Annotated in this window: 17 protein-coding genes; 9 read left to right on the forward strand and 8 right to left on the reverse strand. The window is 70.0% G+C overall.

The window, feature by feature from the left end; all coding sequences use genetic code 11:
• The first annotated feature begins 138 nt into the window (after nucleotides 1–138).
• Both dcd and IE145_RS13655 read left to right on the forward strand, forming a co-directional pair.
• Entirely contained in the window at nucleotides 139–714 is a 576-nt protein-coding gene (gene dcd, locus IE145_RS13650) for a dCTP deaminase (protein ID WP_189521277.1), read from the forward strand.
• 6 nt (nucleotides 715–720) lie between these two features.
• Entirely contained in the window at nucleotides 721–1,221 is a 501-nt protein-coding gene (locus IE145_RS13655) for a phosphoribosyltransferase (RefSeq protein WP_006126277.1), read from the forward strand.
• Nucleotides 1,222–1,292: 71 nt separating this feature from the next.
• On the opposite strand, the gene IE145_RS13660 is transcribed toward IE145_RS13655, so the two are convergent.
• The 4 genes from IE145_RS13660 to IE145_RS13675 all read right to left on the reverse strand — a co-directional run bounded on the left by IE145_RS13660 (nucleotide 1,293) and on the right by IE145_RS13675 (nucleotide 6,788).
• Nucleotides 1,293–2,246, reverse strand: a complete 954-nt coding sequence (locus tag IE145_RS13660; protein ID WP_189521279.1) for a Yip1 family protein — start codon at nucleotides 2,244–2,246, stop codon at nucleotides 1,293–1,295.
• Nucleotides 2,247–2,363: 117 nt separating this feature from the next.
• Entirely contained in the window at nucleotides 2,364–3,503 is a 1,140-nt protein-coding gene (locus IE145_RS13665; protein ID WP_189521281.1) for an FG-GAP repeat domain-containing protein, read from the reverse strand.
• 251 nt (nucleotides 3,504–3,754) lie between these two features.
• On the reverse strand, nucleotides 3,755–6,022 hold the full coding sequence (locus IE145_RS13670; protein WP_189521283.1) for a (Fe-S)-binding protein: 2,268 nt from the start codon (nucleotides 6,020–6,022) through the stop codon (nucleotides 3,755–3,757).
• A 112-nt stretch (nucleotides 6,023–6,134) separates the two neighbouring features.
• Nucleotides 6,135–6,788: a sugar transferase gene (locus IE145_RS13675; RefSeq protein WP_229825534.1), complete on the reverse strand. Its 654-nt coding sequence runs from the start codon at nucleotides 6,786–6,788 to the stop codon at nucleotides 6,135–6,137.
• 379 nt (nucleotides 6,789–7,167) lie between these two features.
• On the opposite strand from IE145_RS13675, the gene dnaK reads away from it, so the two are divergent.
• From dnaK to IE145_RS13695, 4 genes are all read left to right on the forward strand, one after another.
• Nucleotides 7,168–9,021 carry a molecular chaperone DnaK gene (gene dnaK / locus IE145_RS13680; RefSeq protein ID WP_189525325.1) on the forward strand — a complete coding sequence of 618 codons (1,854 nt, stop codon included), beginning with the start codon at nucleotides 7,168–7,170 and terminating at the stop codon, nucleotides 9,019–9,021.
• The gene (gene grpE, locus IE145_RS13685; protein WP_189525326.1) at nucleotides 9,018–9,671 is read left to right on the forward strand and encodes a nucleotide exchange factor GrpE; all 654 of its coding nucleotides are present in this window, start codon (nucleotides 9,018–9,020) and stop codon (nucleotides 9,669–9,671) included. Before dnaK ends, grpE begins: the two co-directional genes overlap by 4 nt.
• A gap of 96 nt (nucleotides 9,672–9,767) precedes the next feature.
• Nucleotides 9,768–10,961, forward strand: a complete 1,194-nt coding sequence (gene dnaJ / locus IE145_RS13690) for a molecular chaperone DnaJ (protein WP_189525327.1) — start codon at nucleotides 9,768–9,770, stop codon at nucleotides 10,959–10,961.
• Between the two features lies 1 nt (nucleotide 10,962).
• Complete coding sequence (locus IE145_RS13695) at nucleotides 10,963–11,415, forward strand: heat shock protein transcriptional repressor HspR (RefSeq protein ID WP_032767066.1); 453 nt, start codon at nucleotides 10,963–10,965, stop codon at nucleotides 11,413–11,415.
• An 88-nt stretch (nucleotides 11,416–11,503) separates the two neighbouring features.
• On the opposite strand, the gene IE145_RS13700 is transcribed toward IE145_RS13695, so the two are convergent.
• Complete coding sequence (locus tag IE145_RS13700; protein WP_189525328.1) at nucleotides 11,504–12,043, reverse strand: hypothetical protein; 540 nt, start codon at nucleotides 12,041–12,043, stop codon at nucleotides 11,504–11,506.
• A gap of 442 nt (nucleotides 12,044–12,485) precedes the next feature.
• Nucleotides 12,486–13,496, reverse strand: coding sequence for a helix-turn-helix transcriptional regulator (locus IE145_RS13705; RefSeq protein ID WP_189525329.1), 1,011 nt, complete (start codon nucleotides 13,494–13,496; stop codon nucleotides 12,486–12,488).
• A gap of 315 nt (nucleotides 13,497–13,811) precedes the next feature.
• Here IE145_RS13705 and IE145_RS13710 point away from each other — a divergent pair, with 315 nt between their 5' ends.
• Complete coding sequence (locus IE145_RS13710) at nucleotides 13,812–14,132, forward strand: Rieske (2Fe-2S) protein (protein ID WP_003967571.1); 321 nt, start codon at nucleotides 13,812–13,814, stop codon at nucleotides 14,130–14,132.
• A 131-nt stretch (nucleotides 14,133–14,263) separates the two neighbouring features.
• Here IE145_RS13710 and IE145_RS13715 read toward each other — a convergent pair whose 3' ends face one another.
• The gene (locus IE145_RS13715) at nucleotides 14,264–14,665 is read right to left on the reverse strand and encodes a pyridoxamine 5'-phosphate oxidase family protein (RefSeq protein WP_189525330.1); all 402 of its coding nucleotides are present in this window, start codon (nucleotides 14,663–14,665) and stop codon (nucleotides 14,264–14,266) included.
• Between the two features lie 145 nt (nucleotides 14,666–14,810).
• Here IE145_RS13715 and clpB point away from each other — a divergent pair, with 145 nt between their 5' ends.
• Together clpB and IE145_RS13725 are read left to right on the forward strand one after the other, a co-directional pair.
• A complete protein-coding gene (gene clpB, locus IE145_RS13720) occupies nucleotides 14,811–17,402 on the forward strand; it encodes an ATP-dependent chaperone ClpB (protein ID WP_189525331.1) in 2,592 nt (863 codons plus the stop codon).
• A gap of 159 nt (nucleotides 17,403–17,561) precedes the next feature.
• Complete coding sequence (locus tag IE145_RS13725) at nucleotides 17,562–18,107, forward strand: YbjN domain-containing protein (RefSeq protein WP_006126295.1); 546 nt, start codon at nucleotides 17,562–17,564, stop codon at nucleotides 18,105–18,107.
• A gap of 88 nt (nucleotides 18,108–18,195) precedes the next feature.
• Here IE145_RS13725 and IE145_RS13730 read toward each other — a convergent pair whose 3' ends face one another.
• On the reverse strand, nucleotides 18,196–19,362 hold the full coding sequence (locus IE145_RS13730; protein WP_189525332.1) for a pyridoxal phosphate-dependent aminotransferase: 1,167 nt from the start codon (nucleotides 19,360–19,362) through the stop codon (nucleotides 18,196–18,198).
• Between the last annotated feature and the right edge of the window lie 124 nt (nucleotides 19,363–19,486).

Consider the following 19,486-nt stretch of genomic DNA (forward strand, 5'->3'; position numbering starts at 1 on the left):
GCATGACGTCAATCGCCAAAGCTGTCCTCACACTGGAGCGGCAACGCTGAAGAAGCTCAGTAGTCGCCGAGACGTGGAGCAGGGGCGCGCGGGTGGTCCGGTTGGGGCGGGCTCGCGCGTTCTGCGTATCCTCGGGGCGTGCTTCTCTCAGACAAGGACATCCGGGCCGAGATCGACGCCGGGCGAGTCCGTATCGATCCGTACGACCCTTCGATGGTGCAACCGTCGAGCATCGACGTGCGGCTGGACCGCTACTTCCGGGTGTTCGAGAACCACCGGTACCCGCACATCGATCCGGCCGTGGAACAGTCGGATCTGACGCGGACCGTCGAGCCCGAGGGCGATGAGGCGTTCATCCTCCACCCCGGCGAGTTCGTGCTGGCGTCCACGTACGAGGTCATCTCGCTCCCCGACGATCTGGCCTCGCGGCTGGAGGGCAAGAGCTCCCTCGGCCGGCTCGGTCTGGTGACGCACTCGACGGCCGGGTTCATCGACCCCGGGTTCTCCGGGCATGTGACCCTGGAGCTGTCGAACCTCGCTACGCTGCCGATAAAGCTGTGGCCGGGGATGAAGATCGGGCAGCTGTGCCTGTTCAAGCTGAGCTCGTCCGCCGAGTTCCCCTACGGCTCCGAGCGGTACGGGTCGCGGTACCAGGGGCAGCGGGGGCCGACGGCCTCGCGGTCCTTCCAGAACTTCCATCGGACCCAGGTGTGATCGACCATGGCTGCTGACGTGCGGGAAAACCTCACCTACGAGGGCTTCGGGCGAGCCGTGCGCGAGCTCGCCCAGGCCGTTGCCGATGACGGGTACGAGCCCGATGTGGTGCTGAGCATCGCTCGCGGTGGCGTGTTCGTCGCCGGTGGGCTCGCCTACGCCCTGGACTGCAAGAACATCCACCTCGTCAACGTGGAGTTCTACACCGGGGTCGGCACCACCCTGGAGATGCCCGTCATGCTGGCGCCCGTCCCCAACGCGATCGACTTCTCCGACAAGAAGGTTCTGATCGCTGACGATGTCGCCGACACGGGCAAGACGCTCAAGCTCGTCCATGACTTCTGTGTCGACCATGTCGCCGAAGTCCGCAGCGCCGTCATCTACGAGAAGTCCCACTCCCTCGTGAAGTGCGAGTACGTGTGGAAGAAGACCGACCAGTGGATCAACTTCCCCTGGTCGGTCGAGAAGCCCGTCGTTCGGCGGGACGGGCAGGTTCTCGACGCGTAGGGCCCGCCAGGGCCTGTGCGGAAGGCCCCGGGACGCGGAAGCGTCCCGGGGCCTTCTTGCGCGTCACTCGCTCAGATCGTGCCCAGCTTGATGATCGACAGCAGCGCGATCAGCTGGATCGCCGACGCCCCCAGCGCCTTCGGCCACGGCAGGTCGTGCGACTTGCTCACCATCGACGTGAACAGCGCGCCCGCCGCCAGCCAGGTCAGCCAGCCCACGATCTGGACCAGGGAGTTCTCGCCGCCCAGGAAGAGGGCGAAGAGCAGGCGCGGCGCGTCCGTCATCGACATGATCAGCATCGACAGGCCCACCGTCGGCTGCCACGAGCCGGTGCCGCCGAGCTGGCGGGCCAGGGTGTGGGTCACCGCGCCGAGGACCAGGCCGCCGATGACGAAGCCGACGCCGGTGAACAGGACGTACGGGATGGCCGTCGAGATCGTCGCGTTGATCGCTTCTTCGCGCGCCTGGTCGAAGCCGAAGAGCGCGAGCAGGCCGTAGAGGAACGTGACGACCAGCGCCGGGCCCCAGACCGGGTAGTCCCGCATCTGCCAGAACGTCGGCCCCGGGCGCATCACGATGCCGCTCAGCAGCTCCTTCCAGCGCAGCCGCGGGCCCGCCGGCTGGGCGGGGGCGGCACCGGCGCGGTAGGTGTTGCCGTCGCCGTACGGGTCCTCGTCGACGCGGAACGCCTGCGTGTGGCCCGGGTTGTTCGCGTACGGGTCGTGGGGTGCGGGGGCCGTGTACGGGTCGCCGAAGTACTCCGGTTCGCCGTGGCCGCCACCTCCTCCGTGGCCGTGATGGCCGCCGTGGCCCTGGGGGGCGTAGCCGCCCGCGTTGTACGGGGCGCCCTGCGGCGGACCGTACGGCGGTGGGGCCGCGCCGTTGCCCGGGCCTCCTGCCGTCGGCCACGGCTGAGCACCGTACGGCGGCTGCGGTGCCTGCCCTCCGTACGGCTGCTGCCGCTGCTGCTGCGGTTGTTGCGGGGTGCGGTTGTCCCGGCCGCGTCCGATCCTGAATCCAGCCACCCGTCGAACGTACCTGGTCCCCGGGGGCGGGGTGCGGGGGCCGGGGGGGCAGGGGGCCATTGCGGCCGAGCTGTGACATCCCCTAGGGGCCGCACCCAGGGCCCCCGGAGGGGGAGTTCAGGGGAGGAACAGCGCCGTGGAGAAGGTGACGAGGGGCCGGTCCGTGGTACCCGCCGGGTAGAGCGCGACCAGGTCCTGACGCTCGCCGCGGTACGTCCGCACCACCGTGTCCGGCTTCTTGTCGCCGTCGTAGTCGCCGTGGTTCAGGAGGGTGGTGCGGGTGGCGCCCGTCGTCTTCAGCGGTGCGGTGGGGAGGTCCTCCGCGGCGAACGCGTACGCGCTGCCGGGGCCTGCCGGGCCCTTCGCGGAGCCGAGGAGCAGGGTGCCCTTGCCCGCCTGGCCGGGGGCGTGCGGGCGGGCGGCGGCGACGAGGTCGTCGTAACCGTCGCCGTCGGTGTCGGACCGGGGCTCGGGTGCGTAGAGGTACGGGCCGCCGTCGGGCAGCAGTTCCGCGCTGCGCGGGGCTCCGGCGCGGGTGAAGGGGCCGTGCAGGAAGGTGACCTGGCCGGCGCTGGCGGTGACCGCGAGGTCGGCTTTCCGGTCGCCGTCGAAGTCGCCGCAGACCGGCTGCTCGGGCCACTCGTTGCCGAACCGGGCCTGCTGCGGGATGCGCAGGGTGACCGCCTTGCCCGTCAGGCCCCGCGGGGAGCCGAAGAGGATCTGGAGCGGTACGGGCGGGGCGCCGATGCCGTTGTACGGGGGGTCGGTCGAGACGATCAGGTCGGTGAAGCCGTCCCGGTCCAGGTCGCAGGCGGCCTCGGAGTCGAACGCGGCGGGCAGGGTGTCGCCGGACTTCGCCGCGTTGGCCCGGGCGCTCAGCAGCTGCCGGGTGGCCGGGTCCAGGGGGCGGTCGCGGTTCTCGGAGCCGTACACGATGCCGATGCCCGCGTCGTCGCCGTGGCGGTTCTCGGGGACCTTCACCAGGTCGTCGATGACCAGGTCGCGGTGGCCGTCGCCGTTGAAGTCGTACGGGACGCGGCTGCCGGTGCCGCGGGGGACGGGGGCGCTCGCCGTCTCCGCCCGGGTCCGTGCCTGTGCGGGGGGCGGGGTGTCGCCGTTCTTTCCGTCGGACGCGGAGGACGGGCCCGTACATGCCGCGAGTGCCAGCAGCAGGGCCGTACAGCCCACGGCGAGGGAGGCGCTCACCCTGCGGGTGACCGCCGCCTGCGGGTGCTCGGTGCGGGTGCGTGGGCGCACGGGGGCCTCGTTCGGTGTTCGGGGCTGCGGCTGCCTCCCCGCGTCCGTGCCGGGGAGGTGTTCCGGGGGCCCTGGCGGGCTTCTCCGGGGCACATGATGCTCCAGTTACGTCGTCGCGTACATGTCCGAGTTCACAGTTCCTCTGCGGCGGTCGTCACGTCGTCCCGGGTCGCCGGGGCCCGGCACACGAAGAAGCGGCCGGTCCTGCCCCCGAGGCAGGTCCGGCCGCTTCTTCGCGCTGATGCGTTACGTCACTTTGCCGGTTCCGGCTCCGGTGCGTCCACCGGCTCCGCCTCGCCGGTCGGGTCGATGGGCGTCTTCACGGACTCCAGCAGGAGCTGCGAGACGTCCACGACCTGGATGGACTCCTTGGCCTGGCCGTCGTTCTTCTTGCCGTTGACCGAGTCGGTGAGCATGACGAGGCAGAACGGGCAGGCGGTGGAGACGATGTCCGGGTTGAGTGCGAGGGCTTCGTCGACGCGCTCGGTGTTGATGCGCTTGCCGATCCGCTCCTCCATCCACATCCGGGCGCCGCCGGCGCCGCAGCAGAAGCCGCGTTCCTTGTGGCGGTGCATCTCCTCGTTCCGCAGGCCCGGGACCTTCGCGATGATCTCGCGCGGCGGGGTGTAGATCTTGTTGTGCCGGCCCAGGTAGCACGGGTCGTGGTACGTGATCAGGCCCTCGACCGGGGTCACCGGGATCAGCTTGCCCTCGTCGATGAGGTGCTGGAGCAGCTGGGTGTGGTGGATGACCTCGTACTCGCCGCCGAGCTGCGGGTACTCGTTGGCGATCGTGTTGAAGCAGTGCGGGCAGGTCGCAACGATCTTCTTCGACGCCTTGGGCTTCTTCGTCTCCGGGTCGTCGTCGTCTTCGCCGTACGCCATGTTCAGCATGGCCACGTTCTCCTGGCCGAGCTGCTGGAACAGCGGCTCGTTGCCCAGGCGGCGGGCGGAGTCACCGGTGCACTTCTCGTCGCCGCCCATGATCGCGAACTTGACGCCCGCCATGTGCAGCAGCTCCGCGAAGGCCTTGGTGGTCTTCTTGGCCCGGTCCTCCAGGGCGCCCGCGCAGCCGACCCAGTACAGGTAGTCGACCTCGGTGAGGTCCTCGACGTCCTTGCCGACGATCGGGACCTCGAAGTCGACCTCCTTGGTCCACTCGACGCGGGCCTTCTTGGCCAGGCCCCAGGGGTTGCCCTTCTTCTCCAGGTTCTTGAGCATCGTGCCCGCCTCGGACGGGAACGCGGACTCGATCATCACCTGGTAGCGGCGCATGTCGACGATGTGGTCGATGTGCTCGATGTCGACCGGGCACTGCTCGACGCAGGCGCCGCAGGTGGTGCAGGACCACAGGACGTCCGGGTCGATGACCCCGTTCTCCTCGGCGGTGCCGATCAGCGGGCGCTCGGCCTCGGCGAGGGCGGCCGCGGGAACGTCCTTGAGCTGCTCCTCGGTCGCCTTCTCCTCGCCCTCCATGGTCTTGCCGCCGCCGGCCAGCAGGTAGGGGGCCTTGGCGTGCGCGTGGTCGCGCAGCGACATGATCAGGAGCTTCGGCGAGAGGGGCTTGCCGGTGTTCCAGGCGGGGCACTGCGACTGGCAGCGGCCGCACTCGGTGCAGGTGGAGAAGTCGAGGATGCCCTTCCAGGAGAACTGCTCGACCTGGGAGACACCGAAGACCGCGTCCTCGGCCGGGTCCTCCCAGTCGATCTCCTTGCCCGCCGTCGTCATCGGCTGGAGCGCGCCGAGCGCGACCTCGCCGTCGGCGTTCCGCTTGAACCAGATGTTCGGGAAGCCGAGGAAGCGGTGCCAGGCGACACCCATGTTGGTGTTGAGCGAGACCGTGATCATCCAGATCAGCGAGGTGCCGATCTTGATCATCGCGGTGAAGTAGATGAGCGTCTGGAGGGTGCTGAGGCTCAGCCCCTTGAAGGCGAGCACCAGCGGGTACGACACGAAGTACGCGGCGTCGTAGCTCTCGACGTGGTGGATCGCGCCCTCGAGGCCGCGCAGTACCAGGATCGCGAGGCCGATGGTCAGGATGATGTACTCGACGAAGTACGCCTGCCAGGCCTTCGAACCCGCGAAGCGCGACTTGCGGCCGGCCCGGGAGGGCAGGTTCGCCAGCCGGATCACCATCAGGGCCACGATGCCCACGACCGTCATCAGGCCGATGAACTCGATGTACATCTCGAACGGCAGGAACGTGCCGACGATCGGCAGCACCCAGTCGGCCTGGAAGAGCTGGCCGTACGCCTGGAGCAGGGTGGGCGGCAGCGTCAGGAAGCCGATCGCGACGAACCAGTGGGCGAAGCCGACGATGCCCCAACGGTTCATCCGGGTGTGGCCCAGGAACTCCTTGACCAGCGTGATCGTGCGGGCCTTGGGGTCGTCGGTGCGGCTGCCTGCTGGTACCGGCTGGCCCAGACGGACGAAGCGGTAGATCTGCGCGACGGCTCGGCAGATGAGCGCAACGCCGACGACCGTCAGCACCAGCGACACGATGATCGCGGCGAGTTGCATGAGTGGGGCTCCTCGGGCCTGCGAGAGCGGGATCCAGTTGGTTACGTGATGACGTGATACTGCCCGCTACTACTAAGCAGTAACTTAATCAGTCTGTGCTGACACTATCCACTTAGTCCACCCTTCTGCAGACGGGCGGGCGGTGATCTGCGTCGCTCAGGTGTGCCTTGGTCCGGCGGGCCTTCCGGAGCCGGTCCCGCAGGGGATCGCGGGCGGCTTCGGTGAGGATCGCCAGGTTGAGCACCACTCCATGGTGCTCTGCGTAGTGCTGGTCCAGCAGGGCGGGGTCGTCCCACGGCATGCCGGAGCGGGCGCGCACCTGTGCCAGACCGGTCAGGCCGGGCCGCAGTTCCTGCCGCCACCGCTGGGCGCCGGGCCCGGACGCCCGGGGGTCGCGCGGGGCCAGGGGGGCGGGGCCGACCAGGGCGAGGTCGCCGCGGACGACGTGCGGCAGCCGCGAGAACAGGTCCAGGCGGAGTCTTCGGGTGCGCAGGGTGCGCAGCTCGAAGACCCGTCCGCCCAGGCCCGCCCGGGGGCGGCTGCTCCAGGCGCCGCCCGGGGTGCGCCGCGCGGTCAGGGCGAGCGCGGCCACGGCGACGGCCGGGTAGGTCAGGACGAGCAGCGCCCCGCCGAGCGCCAGGTCCAGGGCGCGTTCGGCCGTCGTGCGGGGGAGGGCGCGGTCCGCGAGCCGCCGCACCCGGTCGGTGGCGCCCGCCAGGCGCGCGGCGGGGCGGGAGGGGAAGTGGCCCCGCGCGGTGCCGGACACGGTCGCGTACGCGGGTGGGGGCGGCCCCCCTGTGCCTCCCGCCCGGCTTGCCGTCCGCAGGTTCTCCCGTCTCGCCTGCCGTACGTGTCGCTTCCTCGCGTCCTGCATCGCGCCTGCCCGGGGTTCGAGGTTCGATGGGGCAATTCGTGACAGAACGATCCCACGGTGGGACGGTGGGCCGGGTGGTGCGCGAGGGGTGTGGCGTGCGCCGGTGCGGTGGTGTGGCGGGCGGACCGGCGCGTATCAGCGCGGATAAGGTCTGCGTAAGCTCCTGGTAGCACTTAAGTTGAGTGCATCCGACTCAGCTCTGTTGACTCATGGGCCGGCGTCGTGCATGGTTGAGTCAGATCCACTCAAGTAATCCGTTGGAGGAATTGAAATGGCACGTGCGGTCGGCATCGACCTGGGCACGACTAACTCCGTCGTCAGCGTTCTCGAAGGCGGCGAGCCCACCGTCATCACCAACGCCGAAGGCGCCAGGACCACGCCGTCCGTCGTCGCCTTCGCCAAGAACGGCGAGGTGCTCGTCGGCGAGGTCGCCAAGCGCCAGGCGGTCACCAACGTCGACAGGACCATCCGCTCCGTCAAGCGCCACATGGGCACGGACTGGAAGATCGACCTCGACGGCAAGAGCTTCAACCCGCAGCAGATGAGCGCCTTCATCCTGCAGAAGCTGAAGCGTGACGCCGAGTCCTACCTGGGCGAGAAGGTGACCGACGCGGTCATCACCGTCCCGGCGTACTTCAACGACTCGGAGCGCCAGGCGACGAAGGAGGCCGGTGAGATCGCGGGCCTGAACGTCCTGCGCATCGTCAACGAGCCGACCGCCGCCGCCCTGGCGTACGGCCTGGACAAGGACGACCAGACGATCCTCGTCTTCGACCTCGGTGGCGGCACCTTCGACGTGTCCCTCCTGGAGATCGGCGACGGCGTCGTCGAGGTGAAGGCCACCAACGGTGACAACCACCTCGGTGGTGACGACTGGGACCAGCGTGTCGTCGACTACCTGGTGAAGCAGTTCGCCAACGGGCACGGCGTGGACCTGTCCAAGGACAAGATGGCCCTCCAGCGCCTCCGCGAGGCCGCGGAGAAGGCGAAGATCGAGCTGTCTTCCTCGACCGAGACCACGATCAACCTGCCCTACATCACGGCGTCCGCCGAGGGCCCGCTGCACCTGGACGAGAAGCTCACGCGCTCGCAGTTCCAGCAGCTGACCGCGGACCTCCTGGACCGCTGCAAGACCCCGTTCCACAACGTCATCAAGGACGCGGGCATCCAGCTCTCCGAGATCGACCACGTCGTTCTCGTCGGTGGTTCCACCCGTATGCCCGCCGTCGCCGAGCTCGTCAAGGAGCTGACCGGCGGCCAGGAGGCCAACAAGGGTGTGAACCCGGACGAGGTCGTCGCCATCGGCGCCTCGCTCCAGGCCGGTGTCCTCAAGGGCGAGGTCAAGGACGTCCTGCTCCTCGACGTCACCCCGCTGTCCCTCGGCATCGAGACCAAGGGAGGGATCATGACCAAGCTCATCGAGCGCAACACCACGATCCCGACCAAGCGTTCCGAGATCTTCACGACGGCCGAGGACAACCAGCCGTCCGTGCAGATCCAGGTCTACCAGGGCGAGCGCGAGATCGCGGCGTACAACAAGAAGCTCGGGATGTTCGAGCTGACCGGTCTGCCGCCGGCCCCGCGCGGTGTCCCGCAGATCGAGGTCGCCTTCGACATCGACGCCAACGGCATCATGCACGTCGCCGCCAAGGACCTCGGCACCGGCAAGGAGCAGAAGATGACCGTCACCGGCGGCTCCTCGCTGCCGAAGGACGAGGTCAACCGGATGCGCGAAGAGGCCGAGAAGTACGCGGAGGAGGACCACGCCCGCCGCGAGGCCGCCGAGTCGCGCAACCAGGGCGAGCAGCTCGTCTACCAGACGGAGAAGTTCCTCAAGGACAACGAGGACAAGGTCCCCGCCGACGTCAAGACGGAGGTGGAGACCGCGGTCGAGGAGCTGAAGGAGAAGCTCAAGGGCGAGGACACCGCCGAGATCCGTACGGCCACCGAGAAGGTCGCCGCCGTCTCCCAGAAGCTGGGCCAGGCGATGTACGCCAACGCCCAGGCCGAGGGTGCGGCCCCGGGCGCCGAGGCCCCGGGCGACGGCCAGGCCAAGGCCGACGACGACGTCGTCGACGCCGAGATCGTGGACGACGAGAAGGACACCAAGGGCGGTGCGGCGTGACCGAGGAGACTCCGGGCTTCGAGGAGAAGCCCGACGTCCCCTCCGGCGCCACCCCTGATGACGCCGAGCCGAAGGCTGCCGACTCCTCCGAGGAGGAGGCGGCGGCCCCGGCCGGGGACACCGATGAGACCGTCGGTCTGACGGCGCAGCTGGACCAGGTCCGTACGGCGCTGAACGAGCGCACCGCAGACCTCCAGCGGCTCCAGGCCGAATACCAGAACTACCGCCGCCGCGTCGAGCGGGACCGGGTCACGGTCAAGGAGATCGCCGTCGCGAACCTCCTGTCCGAGCTCCTGCCCGTCCTCGACGACGTCGGCCGCGCGCGGGAACACGGCGAGCTGGTCGGCGGCTTCAAGTCGGTGGCCGAATCGATGGAGACCGTCGTCGCGAAGCTGGGCCTCCAGCAGTTCGGCAAGGAGGGCGAGCCCTTCGACCCGACGATCCACGAGGCCCTGATGCACAGTTACGCGCCGGACGTCACCGAGACGACCTGCGTGGCGATCCTTCAGCCGGGGTATCGCATCGGCGAGCGCACCATCCGCCCCGCGCGGGTTGCCGTCGCCGAGCCGCAGCCGGGCGCCACGCCCGCCGCGGCGAAGGAAGAGAAGAAGGCAGACGACGAGGAGAGCGGTGGCACCGAGGAGGTCTGACGGGAAGACGTCTGATCACCGCGGTGCACACCGACCGGCCCGGCGGCCGGCCCACGGGCCGGCCGCTCGGCCGATCGTCCGGAAGGAGGGACGTCGATGAGCACGAAGGACTTCGTCGAGAAGGACTACTACAAGGTCCTCGGCGTCCCCAAGGACGCCACCGACGCCGAGGTCAAGAAGGCGTACCGGAAGCTCGCGCGCGAGTTCCACCCGGACGCCAACAAGAACGACGCCAAGGCGGAGGAGCGCTTCAAGGAGATCTCCGAGGCGAACGACGTCCTCGGTGACCCCAAGAAGCGCAAGGAGTACGACGAGGCGCGCGCCCTCTTCGGCAACGGCGGCTTCCGGCCCGGCCCCGGTGGTGCGGGCGGCAACTTCAACTTCGACCTGGGCGACCTCTTCGGCGGCGGCGCCCCGGGTGGCGGACAGGGCGGCGCGGGCGGCGGCTTCGGCGGCGGCGGGGGCGGTCTCGGCGACGTCTTCGGCGGGCTGTTCAACCGCGGCGGCACGGGCACCCGGGTCCAGCCCAAGCGCGGCCAGGACATCGAGTCCGAGGTGACGCTCAGCTTCACCGAGGCGGTCGACGGGGCCACGGTCCCGCTGCGGATGTCCAGCCAGGCGCCCTGCAAGGCGTGCTCCGGCACCGGCGACAAGAACGGCACCCCCCGGGTCTGCCCGACCTGTGTCGGCACCGGGCAGGTCTCGCGCGGCAGCGGCGGCGGCTTCTCGCTCACCGACCCCTGTGTGGACTGCAAGGGCCGGGGCCTCATCGCCCAGGACCCCTGCGACGTCTGCAAGGGCAGCGGCCGGGCGAAGTCGGCGCGCACCATGCAGGTGCGGATCCCGGCGGGCGTCTCCGACGGCCAGCGGATCCGGCTGCGCGGCAAGGGCGGCGCGGGGGAGCGCGGCGGTCCGGCCGGCGATCTGTACGTCGTCGTCCACGTCGACGCCCACCCGGTCTTCGGCCGCAAGGGCGACAACCTCACGGTCACCGTGCCCGTCACCTACCCGGAGGCGACGCTCGGCGGCGACATCAAGGTCCCCACCCTCGGCGGACCTCCGGTCACGCTGAAGCTTCCCGCCGGTACCCCCAACGGGCGTACGATGCGCGCCCGGGGCAAGGGCGCCGTGCGCAAGGACGGCACCCGCGGCGATCTGCTGGTCACCGTGGAGGTCGCGGTCCCCGGGGACCTGGGCCAGGAGGCCAGGGACGCCCTGGAGGCCTACCGGAAGGCGACCGCGGGCGAGGACCCGCGGGCGGAACTGTTCCAGGCCGCGAAGGGAGCTTGAGATGGACGGCCGTCGACGCAATCCGTACCAGCTGACCGATGAGACCCCGGTGTACGTGATCTCGATCGCGGCCCAGCTCTCGGGGCTCCACCCGCAGACACTGCGCCAGTACGACCGGCTCGGCCTGGTCTCCCCGGACCGTACGGCCGGGCGCGGCCGGCGCTACTCGGCCCGCGACATCGAGCTGCTGCGCACCGTGCAGCAGCTGTCGCAGGACGAGGGCATCAACCTCGCGGGCATCAAGCGGATCATCGAGCTGGAGAACCAGGTGGCCGCGCTCCAGCAGCGCGTCGCCGAGCTCTCGGCGGCGGTGGACGGCGCGGCGGTCGCCATGCAGCAGCGCGAGGCCCAGGTGCACGCCTCGTACCGCCGGGACCTGGTGCCGTACCAGGACGTGCAGCAGACGGGCGCGCTGGTGGTGTGGCGGCCGAAGCCGAAGCGGCCGACGGAGTAGGACCCGGCTGTGCCCGGCGTGAAGGGGGCCGGAGAGCGGACGAACGCTCTCCGGCCCCCTTCACGTGCCCAGGACGTCAGGCCGGGCCCTACGGCAGGAACTCGCTGACCGCTTCGATCGCCATCATCCACATGGGCTGTCCGCCGGTGCCGAAGGCGGCGGCCAGGGCGTAGCCGATCGCCGCGTCGGCCGGCTCGACGACGGCCCCGTCCCGCCACTGGGCGACCACCCGCCGGTCGCCGCCGACCGAGGAGAAGTCCCCGATGCGCTTGCCGTTGCGGGTCAGCCGGCTGCTCGGGATCGAGTCGGGCACGAGCCGGTAGGCGGTACCCGCGCAGCGGACGTCGACCCGGTAGGTGCGGCGGCGGAGCTTCCCCTTCCCGGGCTTGATCGTGGCCTCCCGGCCGTCCACGGTGAGCGTGAGCCGGCGGGGGTCTCGGGTGCCGATGAGGATGTGGTCGTCGGCCTCGGTGCCGGGGGCGCGGGTGAGGACGACGCGGGGTATCCCCTCGCCGCTCACGACGAGCGTCTCGCGCTGCTCGCCGACGAGTTCGACGCGGATGTCCCCGTGGCGGTCGTCCTCGACGGTGGCGGGCAGGGGGGCGGGTGCGGGGGTGGTGTCGGTCATCCGGGCTTCGTGATCCTTCGGTCGTGCGGGGGTGTGCGTCAGGTCGGTCAGGGCTGACGTACGGAATTCTCGCAGGTGGCGGGGGAGTTCGGGGGTTCGGAGAGGCCCGGACGTGGCCTTCGGTGAGGCTGCGGGGCGGTGCTGAGCCGGACGGCGGTGACGGGGGCGTCCGGGGCGGCCGTGTGATGAGTTTCGGCCAGCGGTACGGCTTGTGACCACAGGGCTTCGTGGACCCGGATGAGGTGGGCGACCGCGGCCGGACGCTCGATCCGCAGGGCGGTGTCCCGGTCGGCGGACGCGGGGATGCGGGCGACCGTGCGCGACGGCGGTCAGCGGAAGCAGCGACCGGCTCAGCGTCGCGGAGGGTCGCAGTCGCACTTCGGTCTCACGGGAGACGGGTTGCCGTGAGGGGGCCGGCGCGGCGGACGGCGGTGTCGGTCGGTCACGCCCCGGTGCCGGGGGGTACCGCATGCTCGGGTTCTGATTCCAGGATTCCCGATCGTGCGATCAGGTAGCCGAGTTGGGCACGGCTGGTGCTGCCGAGCGTGGCGTTCATCTTGGCGATGTGCGCACGGCAGGTCCGGACGTTCATGCCGAGTCGGCGAGCGATGGAATCGTCGACGTGGCCTTCTACGAGGAGTTGGGCTATCGAACGCTGGACGCCGCTGATGCCGGCGGGGGTGGGGTCGTACAGGACCTCTTCGAGGAGGGGCGTGGCGCGTTGCCAAAGCTGCTCGAAAACCCTGATGAGGTAGGAGACGAGCCCGGGATGCCGGAGCTCCAGGGCGACGGACCGGTCGTCCTGCGCGGGTATGAACGCGACGGTGCGGTCGAAGATGAGCATGCGCTCGACCAATTCCTCCAGGGTGCGGATTTCGACGCCTTCCGCGAGACGTTCCGCATAGACGAACGTGCCCTGGTGGTGTCGCACGGTGTGCTGATACAGGGTGCGGATCTGGACACCCCGGTCGACCACGGCCTTGCCGCGCTCCAGCCCCTTGCTGAGGATGTCCTCGCTGCGACCGCCCCCGGGTTGGACGGTGAGTACCTCGTGGCGGGCTTCGGCGGTAGCGACGTCGATGGCCGCGTTGATGCGCGTGCTGCCCTCCAGCACGGTGATGGCGTGGGTCGTGGGGGGATCCTGGGCGCTGATGTCCATGAAAGGTTCGAAGGACTCGGTCAGTTCCAGGGAATGCCGTCTGCGCTCCTGGATCTCGCGTTCTATGGGGTGCAGGCGCTGCGCGAGGGCGGCGGAGGGCGGCACCGGGCGGAGCCACTCGACGTCGTCGGGATCCGGGTGGAGCAGGGCGAAGTCCATCAGGCACGGGGCCGGGTCGGCGTCGGCGCGAGGTATGCGGCCGGATCGCAGTGCGTTGGCGTAGACGCGCTGTCCCGCATCGCATAGTTCGGTGATGCCGTGAGGATGTGCCGCTTTTGACTCGCTTGTGGCCATATCTCCACCCCCCATGTTCCTGAACCTACAGGAACATGATGCATCGACCCGGTGGTGTTCGAGCGCTCAGGTGGGACATCGTCTTGGTGCGGGGGAGATGAATCCATCAAGTGAGGACGAAGCCGAAATGTATAAGCGAATGCTTCGCTCGGTGCTTGCCACTGCGTTCGTAGGGGCTCTGGCCTTCGGGGCCCTGTCCGGACAGGGGGCCGAAGACATTACTTGGGGCGCCCCGGCGGCCGAATCGGCGCCCGCGGCGCAGGCGGCCGTGCCCGGTGATATCACCTGGGGCATCGCTCCGGCCCGCACGGTCGCATGAGCACCCCGCCGGACGACCGCACCTTCCGGCGCGAGATGGCAACCGCCTATCGCTCAGGGTGGCATTTCATCGATCTGCTCACGGCCCTCCCCCGCCGTGGCGACTCGTTGATGGTCACCCTGTTCGGAGAGCCGATCGTCGTGGTGATGGAAGAGGACGAGGACGTCCGCGCCTATCGCTGTCTCCGTCGGCCCCGCGGTGCGCCGCAGCCGGTTCGCTGTGCCGTCAGGTACGGCATGATCTTCGTCAATCTCGACCAGCGCGACCACGAGCTGTTCGACGCAGAACCCCTTTCCGCCACCCCCCGCAGTGCCTGAGCGATTCCCCCGTCGTCACCTGTCGCTCCAGGCGCTTCCCCCACACAGCGGCGCCACCGTGACCTGAACACGGTGGCGCCGTTGTGCTGTCCCGGGCCGGGAGCCGGCCGGCCGTTCCCGGTGCGGCGGTCTCAGGCCCTGCCGAGCGCCCGGTCGAGGGTGATCTCGATGACGACCCGGGTCGGGTTGATCCGCGGCGGCCGGCCGTAGCGCTCCTCGTGGCGGACCTCCGCGTCCCTGACGGCCTCCGGCTCGGTGCGGACGACCGCGCGGCCCTCCAGGGTCGCCCAGCGGGCCCGGTCGATCTGGCAGACGGCCACACGTGCCCCGTCGGGGCCGGCCGCGCGGATGTGGGCCACCTTGCGGCTGCCGCCGTCCGTGATCACGCGCGCCACCCCCGCCTCCGGGTCGTACGTCACGCACACCGGGACCACGTGCGGCGTGCCGTCCGGGCGGGGGGTCGTCAGCGTGGACAGGTGGCTCTCGCGCCAGAACGCGACGTATTCGGGGGAGGGATTGCGTACGTCTGCCATGGGGGCAGCGTACGAGGGCCGCCGCCGAGGGTTCACAGCGCGTGCGATCAGTGGCTTGAGTGGAATAGACTCAACTTTGTGTACGTTGATTAAGTCAATGCATGAGGTTTGTCTGACCGCCAGCTGCGAGGAGGAGTAACCACACGTGGACGCCGAGCTGACCAACAAGAGCCGGGACGCCATCAACGCGGCCACCAACCGGGCCGTGAAGGACGGGCACCCCGATCTCACCCCCGGACACCTGCTGCTCGCGCTGCTGGAGGGGGAGGACAACGAGAACATCGTCGATCTGCTCGCCGCCGTCGAGGCCGATCTGGCGCTGGTGCGCGGCGAGACCGAGCGGCTGCTCGGCGGGCTGCCCAGCGTCACCGGTTCCACCGTGGCCCCGCCGCAGCCCAACCGCGAACTGCTCGCCGTCATCCAGGACGCGGCCCAGCGGGCGAAGGAGCTGGGCGACGACTACATCTCCACCGAGCACCTGCTCATCGGGATCGCCGCGAAGGGCGGCCGGGCCGGTGAGATCCTCGAAGGGCAGGGGGCCGGCGCCAGGAAGCTGCTGGCCGCGTTCGAGACGAGCAGGGGAGGGCGCCGGGTGACCACACCCGACCCGGAGGGCCAGTACAAGGCCCTGGAGAAGTTCGGCACCGACTTCACGGCCGCCGCGCGCGAGGGCAAGCTGGATCCGGTCATCGGCCGTGACCAGGAGATCCGCCGCGTCGTGCAGGTGCTGTCGCGCCGGACGAAGAACAATCCCGTGCTCATCGGTGAGCCCGGCGTCGGCAAGACCGCCGTCGTCGAAGGGCTGGCCCAGCGCATCGTCAAGGGCGACGTGCCGGAGAGCCTGAAGGACAAGCGGCTCGTTTCGCTCGACCTCGGCGCGATGGTCGCGGGCGCGAAGTACCGCGGCGAGTTCGAGGAGCGGCTGAAGACCGTCCTCTCCGAGATCAAGGAGAGCGACGGCCGGATCATCACGTTCATCGACGAGCTGCACACCGTCGTCGGCGCCGGCGCGGGCGGCGACTCCGCCATGGACGCGGGCAACATGCTCAAGCCGATGCTGGCCCGCGGCGAGCTGCGCATGGTCGGCGCGACCACGCTCGACGAGTACCGCGAGCGCATCGAGAAGGACCCCGCCCTGGAGCGCCGCTTCCAGCAGGTGCTGGTCGCCGAGCCGACCGTCGAGGACACCATCGCGATCCTGCGGGGTCTCAAGGGCCGTTACGAGGCCCACCACAAGGTGCAGATCGCCGACTCGGCGCTGGTGGCCGCCGCCACCCTCTCCGACCGCTACATCACCTCCCGCTTCCTCCCCGACAAGGCCATCGACCTGGTCGACGAAGCCGCGTCGCGGCTGCGGATGGAGATCGACTCCTCGCCGCTGGAGATCGACGAACTCCAGCGCTCCGTCGACCGGTTGAGGATGGAGGAGCTGGCGCTGAAGAACGAGTCCGACGCCGCCTCCAAGGAGCGCCTGGCGAAGCTGCGCCGCGACCTCGCCGACAAGGAGGAGGAGCTGCGCGGCCTCAACGCCCGCTGGGAGAAGGAGAAGCAGGGCCTCAACCGGGTCGGTGAGCTCAAGGAGCGCCTCGACGAGCTGCGCGGCCAGGCCGAACGCGCCCAGCGCGACGGTGACTTCGACGCCGCGTCCAAGCTGCTGTACGGGGAGATCCCGGGCCTGGAGCGGGAGTTGGAGGAGGCCGCCGAGGCCGAGCAGGAGGCGTCCAAGGACAAGGACACCATGGTCAAGGAGGAGGTCGGTCCGGACGACATCGCGGATGTCGTCGGCGCCTGGACCGGCATCCCGGCCGGGCGGCTGCTGGAGGGCGAGACCCAGAAGCTGCTGCGCATGGAGTCCGAGCTGGGCAAGCGGCTGATCGGGCAGACCGAGGCCGTGCAGGCCGTCTCCGACGCCGTACGCCGGACCAGGGCCGGGATCGCCGATCCCGACCGGCCCACCGGGTCGTTCCTCTTCCTCGGGCCCACCGGGGTCGGCAAGACCGAGCTGGCCAAGGCGCTCGCGGACTTCCTGTTCGACGACGAGCGGGCCATGATCCGCATCGACATGAGCGAGTACGGCGAGAAGCACAGCGTCGCCCGCCTGGTCGGGGCCCCGCCCGGTTACGTCGGCTACGAGGAGGGCGGCCAGCTCACCGAGGCCGTCCGCCGCCGCCCGTACAGCGTCGTGCTCCTGGACGAGGTCGAGAAGGCCCACCCCGAGGTCTTCGACATCCTGCTCCAGGTCCTCGACGACGGCCGGCTCACCGACGGCCAGGGCCGCACGGTGGACTTCCGCAACACCATCCTCGTCCTCACCTCCAACCTCGGCAGCCAGTTCCTCATGGACCCCCTGGTCAAGCCCGAGGTGAAGAAGCAGCAGGTGCTGGACGTGGTGCGGGCCTCCTTCAAGCCGGAGTTCATCAACCGGCTCGACGACCTCGTGGTCTTCTCCGCCCTCTCCGGCGACGAGCTGGCCCACATCGCCGGGCTCCAGATCGACCGGCTGGCGAAGCGCCTCGCGGACCGGCGGCTCACCCTGGACGTCACCCCCGAGGCGCTGGCCTGGCTCGCCCAGGAGGGCAACGACCCGGCCTACGGGGCGCGCCCGCTGCGCCGGCTCATCCAGACCGCGATCGGTGACCGGCTCGCCAAGGAGATCCTGTCCGGCGAGGTCCGCGACGGGGACACCGTACGGGTGGACCGGGCCGAGGACGGGCTGATCGTCGGCCCCGCCTCGTAACCACCGGTCACGGAGCGTCGCACGCTGTGAGTGAACGCCCGGCGAGCCCCGTATCCACCGGCTGTCTGTCAGCTTGTGGCTGATCGGGGCCGCCGGGGCTTGCCATGCCCCGCCCGCCATGGGAGAGGATGGCCGCACTCGTCACGAAGGGAAATAACGGTGAGCATCGATCCGTCCTCGATTCCTAATTTCGGGGGCCAGCCCGAACCGCAGGCGGCAGGACCGGAGGGCCCCGTCGTCCCGGACCAGGACCTCGTCAAGCAGCTCCTCGACCAGATGGAGCTGAAGTACGTCGTCGACGACGAGGGCGACCTCGCGGCGCCGTGGGAAGAGTTCCGGACGTACTTCATGTTCCGCGGTGAGGCGGAGCAGCAGGTCTTCTCGGTCCGTACGTTCTACGACCGCCCGCACGACCTCGACCAGCGTCCCGTCCTGCTGGACGCCATCGACGACTGGAACCGCCGCACCCTGTGGCCCAAGGTCTACACCCACGCCCACGAGGGCGAGGAGGGCGAGACGGGTTCCGTCCGGCTGATCGGTGAGGCGCAGATGCTCATCGGCACCGGCGTCAGCCTGGAGCACTTCGTCTCCTCGACGGTGAGCTGGGTGCGCGCCTCGATCGAGTTCGACAAGTGGCTCACCGAGCGCCTCGGCATCCAGCCCGCCGAGGGCAAGACGGACGGCGAGGAGCCCGCGGGCGCCTAGTCCCGAAGCGCCGGGTCACGGCCCGGGCGGCGGTCATCGCGACCGTCGCCCGGGCCGTTTCCGTGTCCCGGGGCCCGTGTCCCGGGGCTCAGCCCAGCCGGGCCAGCCGCTCCACCGCCTCCTGGAGCACGTCGTCCCGCTTGCAGAACGTGAACCGGACCTGGCTGCGGCCCGCCTCCGGGTCGTCGTAGAAGACCGAGTTCGGCACGGCCGCCACCCCGCAGCGTTCCGGCAGCGCGCGGCAGAAGGCGTAGGCGTCCTCGTCGCCGAACGGGGAGATGTCGGTGGTGATGAAGTACGTCCCCTCCGGCTCGTACACCCGGAAGCCCGCGGTGCGCAGGCCCTCCGCCAGCAGGTCCCGCTTGCGGCGCATGTCCTCGCGGAAGCCGGTGAAGAAGGCGTCGGGAAGGGCGAGCGCCTCGGCGATCGCGTACTGGAAGGGGCCCCCGCTGACGAAGGTCAGATACTGCTTCGCCGCGCGCACCGCCGCCACCAGGGGGGCGTCGCCGGTGACCCAGCCGATCTTCCAGCCGGTGTACGAGAACGTCTTCCCCGACGACGAGATGGACACCGTGCGTTCGCGCATCCCGGGGAGCGCGGCGATCGGACGATGCGCCCCTGTGAAGACCAGGTGCTCGTACACCTCGTCGGTCACCACCAGGAGATCGTGTTCCACCGCGAGGGCCGCGATCCCGGACACTTCGTCGGGGGTGAGCACCGTGCCGGTCGGGTTGTGCGGGGTGTTCAGCAGCAGGAGCCGGGTGCGCGGGGTGATCAGCGTGCGCAGTTCGTCGAGGTCGGGGCGGAAGTCCGGGGCGCGCAGGGTCAGCGGTACGCGCGTGGCGCCCGCCATGGCGATGCAGGCGGCGTACGAGTCGTAGTACGGCTCGAACGCGATGACCTCGTCACCCGGTTCGAGGAGGGCGAGCAGGGAGGCGGCGATCGCCTCGGTGGCCCCGGTCGTCACCAGGACCTCCGTCTCCGGGGACCAGGTCAGGCCGTAGAAGCGCTCCTGATGGGCGGCGACGGCGTGGCGCAGCTCCGGGACCCCGGGGCCGGGCGGGTACTGGTTGCCGTGGCCCGCGCGCAGCGCCCGGACCGCCGCCTCCCGGATCTCCTCGGGGCCGTCGGTGTCGGGGAAGCCCTGGCCGAGGTTGATGGAGCCGGTCCGCACGGCCAGCGCGGACATCTCGGCGAAGATCGTCGTGCCGAACGCGGCGAGGCGGCGGTTGAGCAGCGGTCGTCCCTGTGTCATGGGCGCCATCCTGGGCCGAAGCTCTGGAGTTGCTCAAGTCCGCTTTGGTGCGCGCGGGCCCTGGGAATGCCCCTGTCACACAACAACGGGGGAGCGACGGGGGACGTTGCTTCGGGGGAGAGAA

The organism is Streptomyces sindenensis, from assembly GCF_014649035.1.
GTDB lineage: Bacteria > Actinomycetota > Actinomycetes > Streptomycetales > Streptomycetaceae > Streptomyces > Streptomyces sindenensis.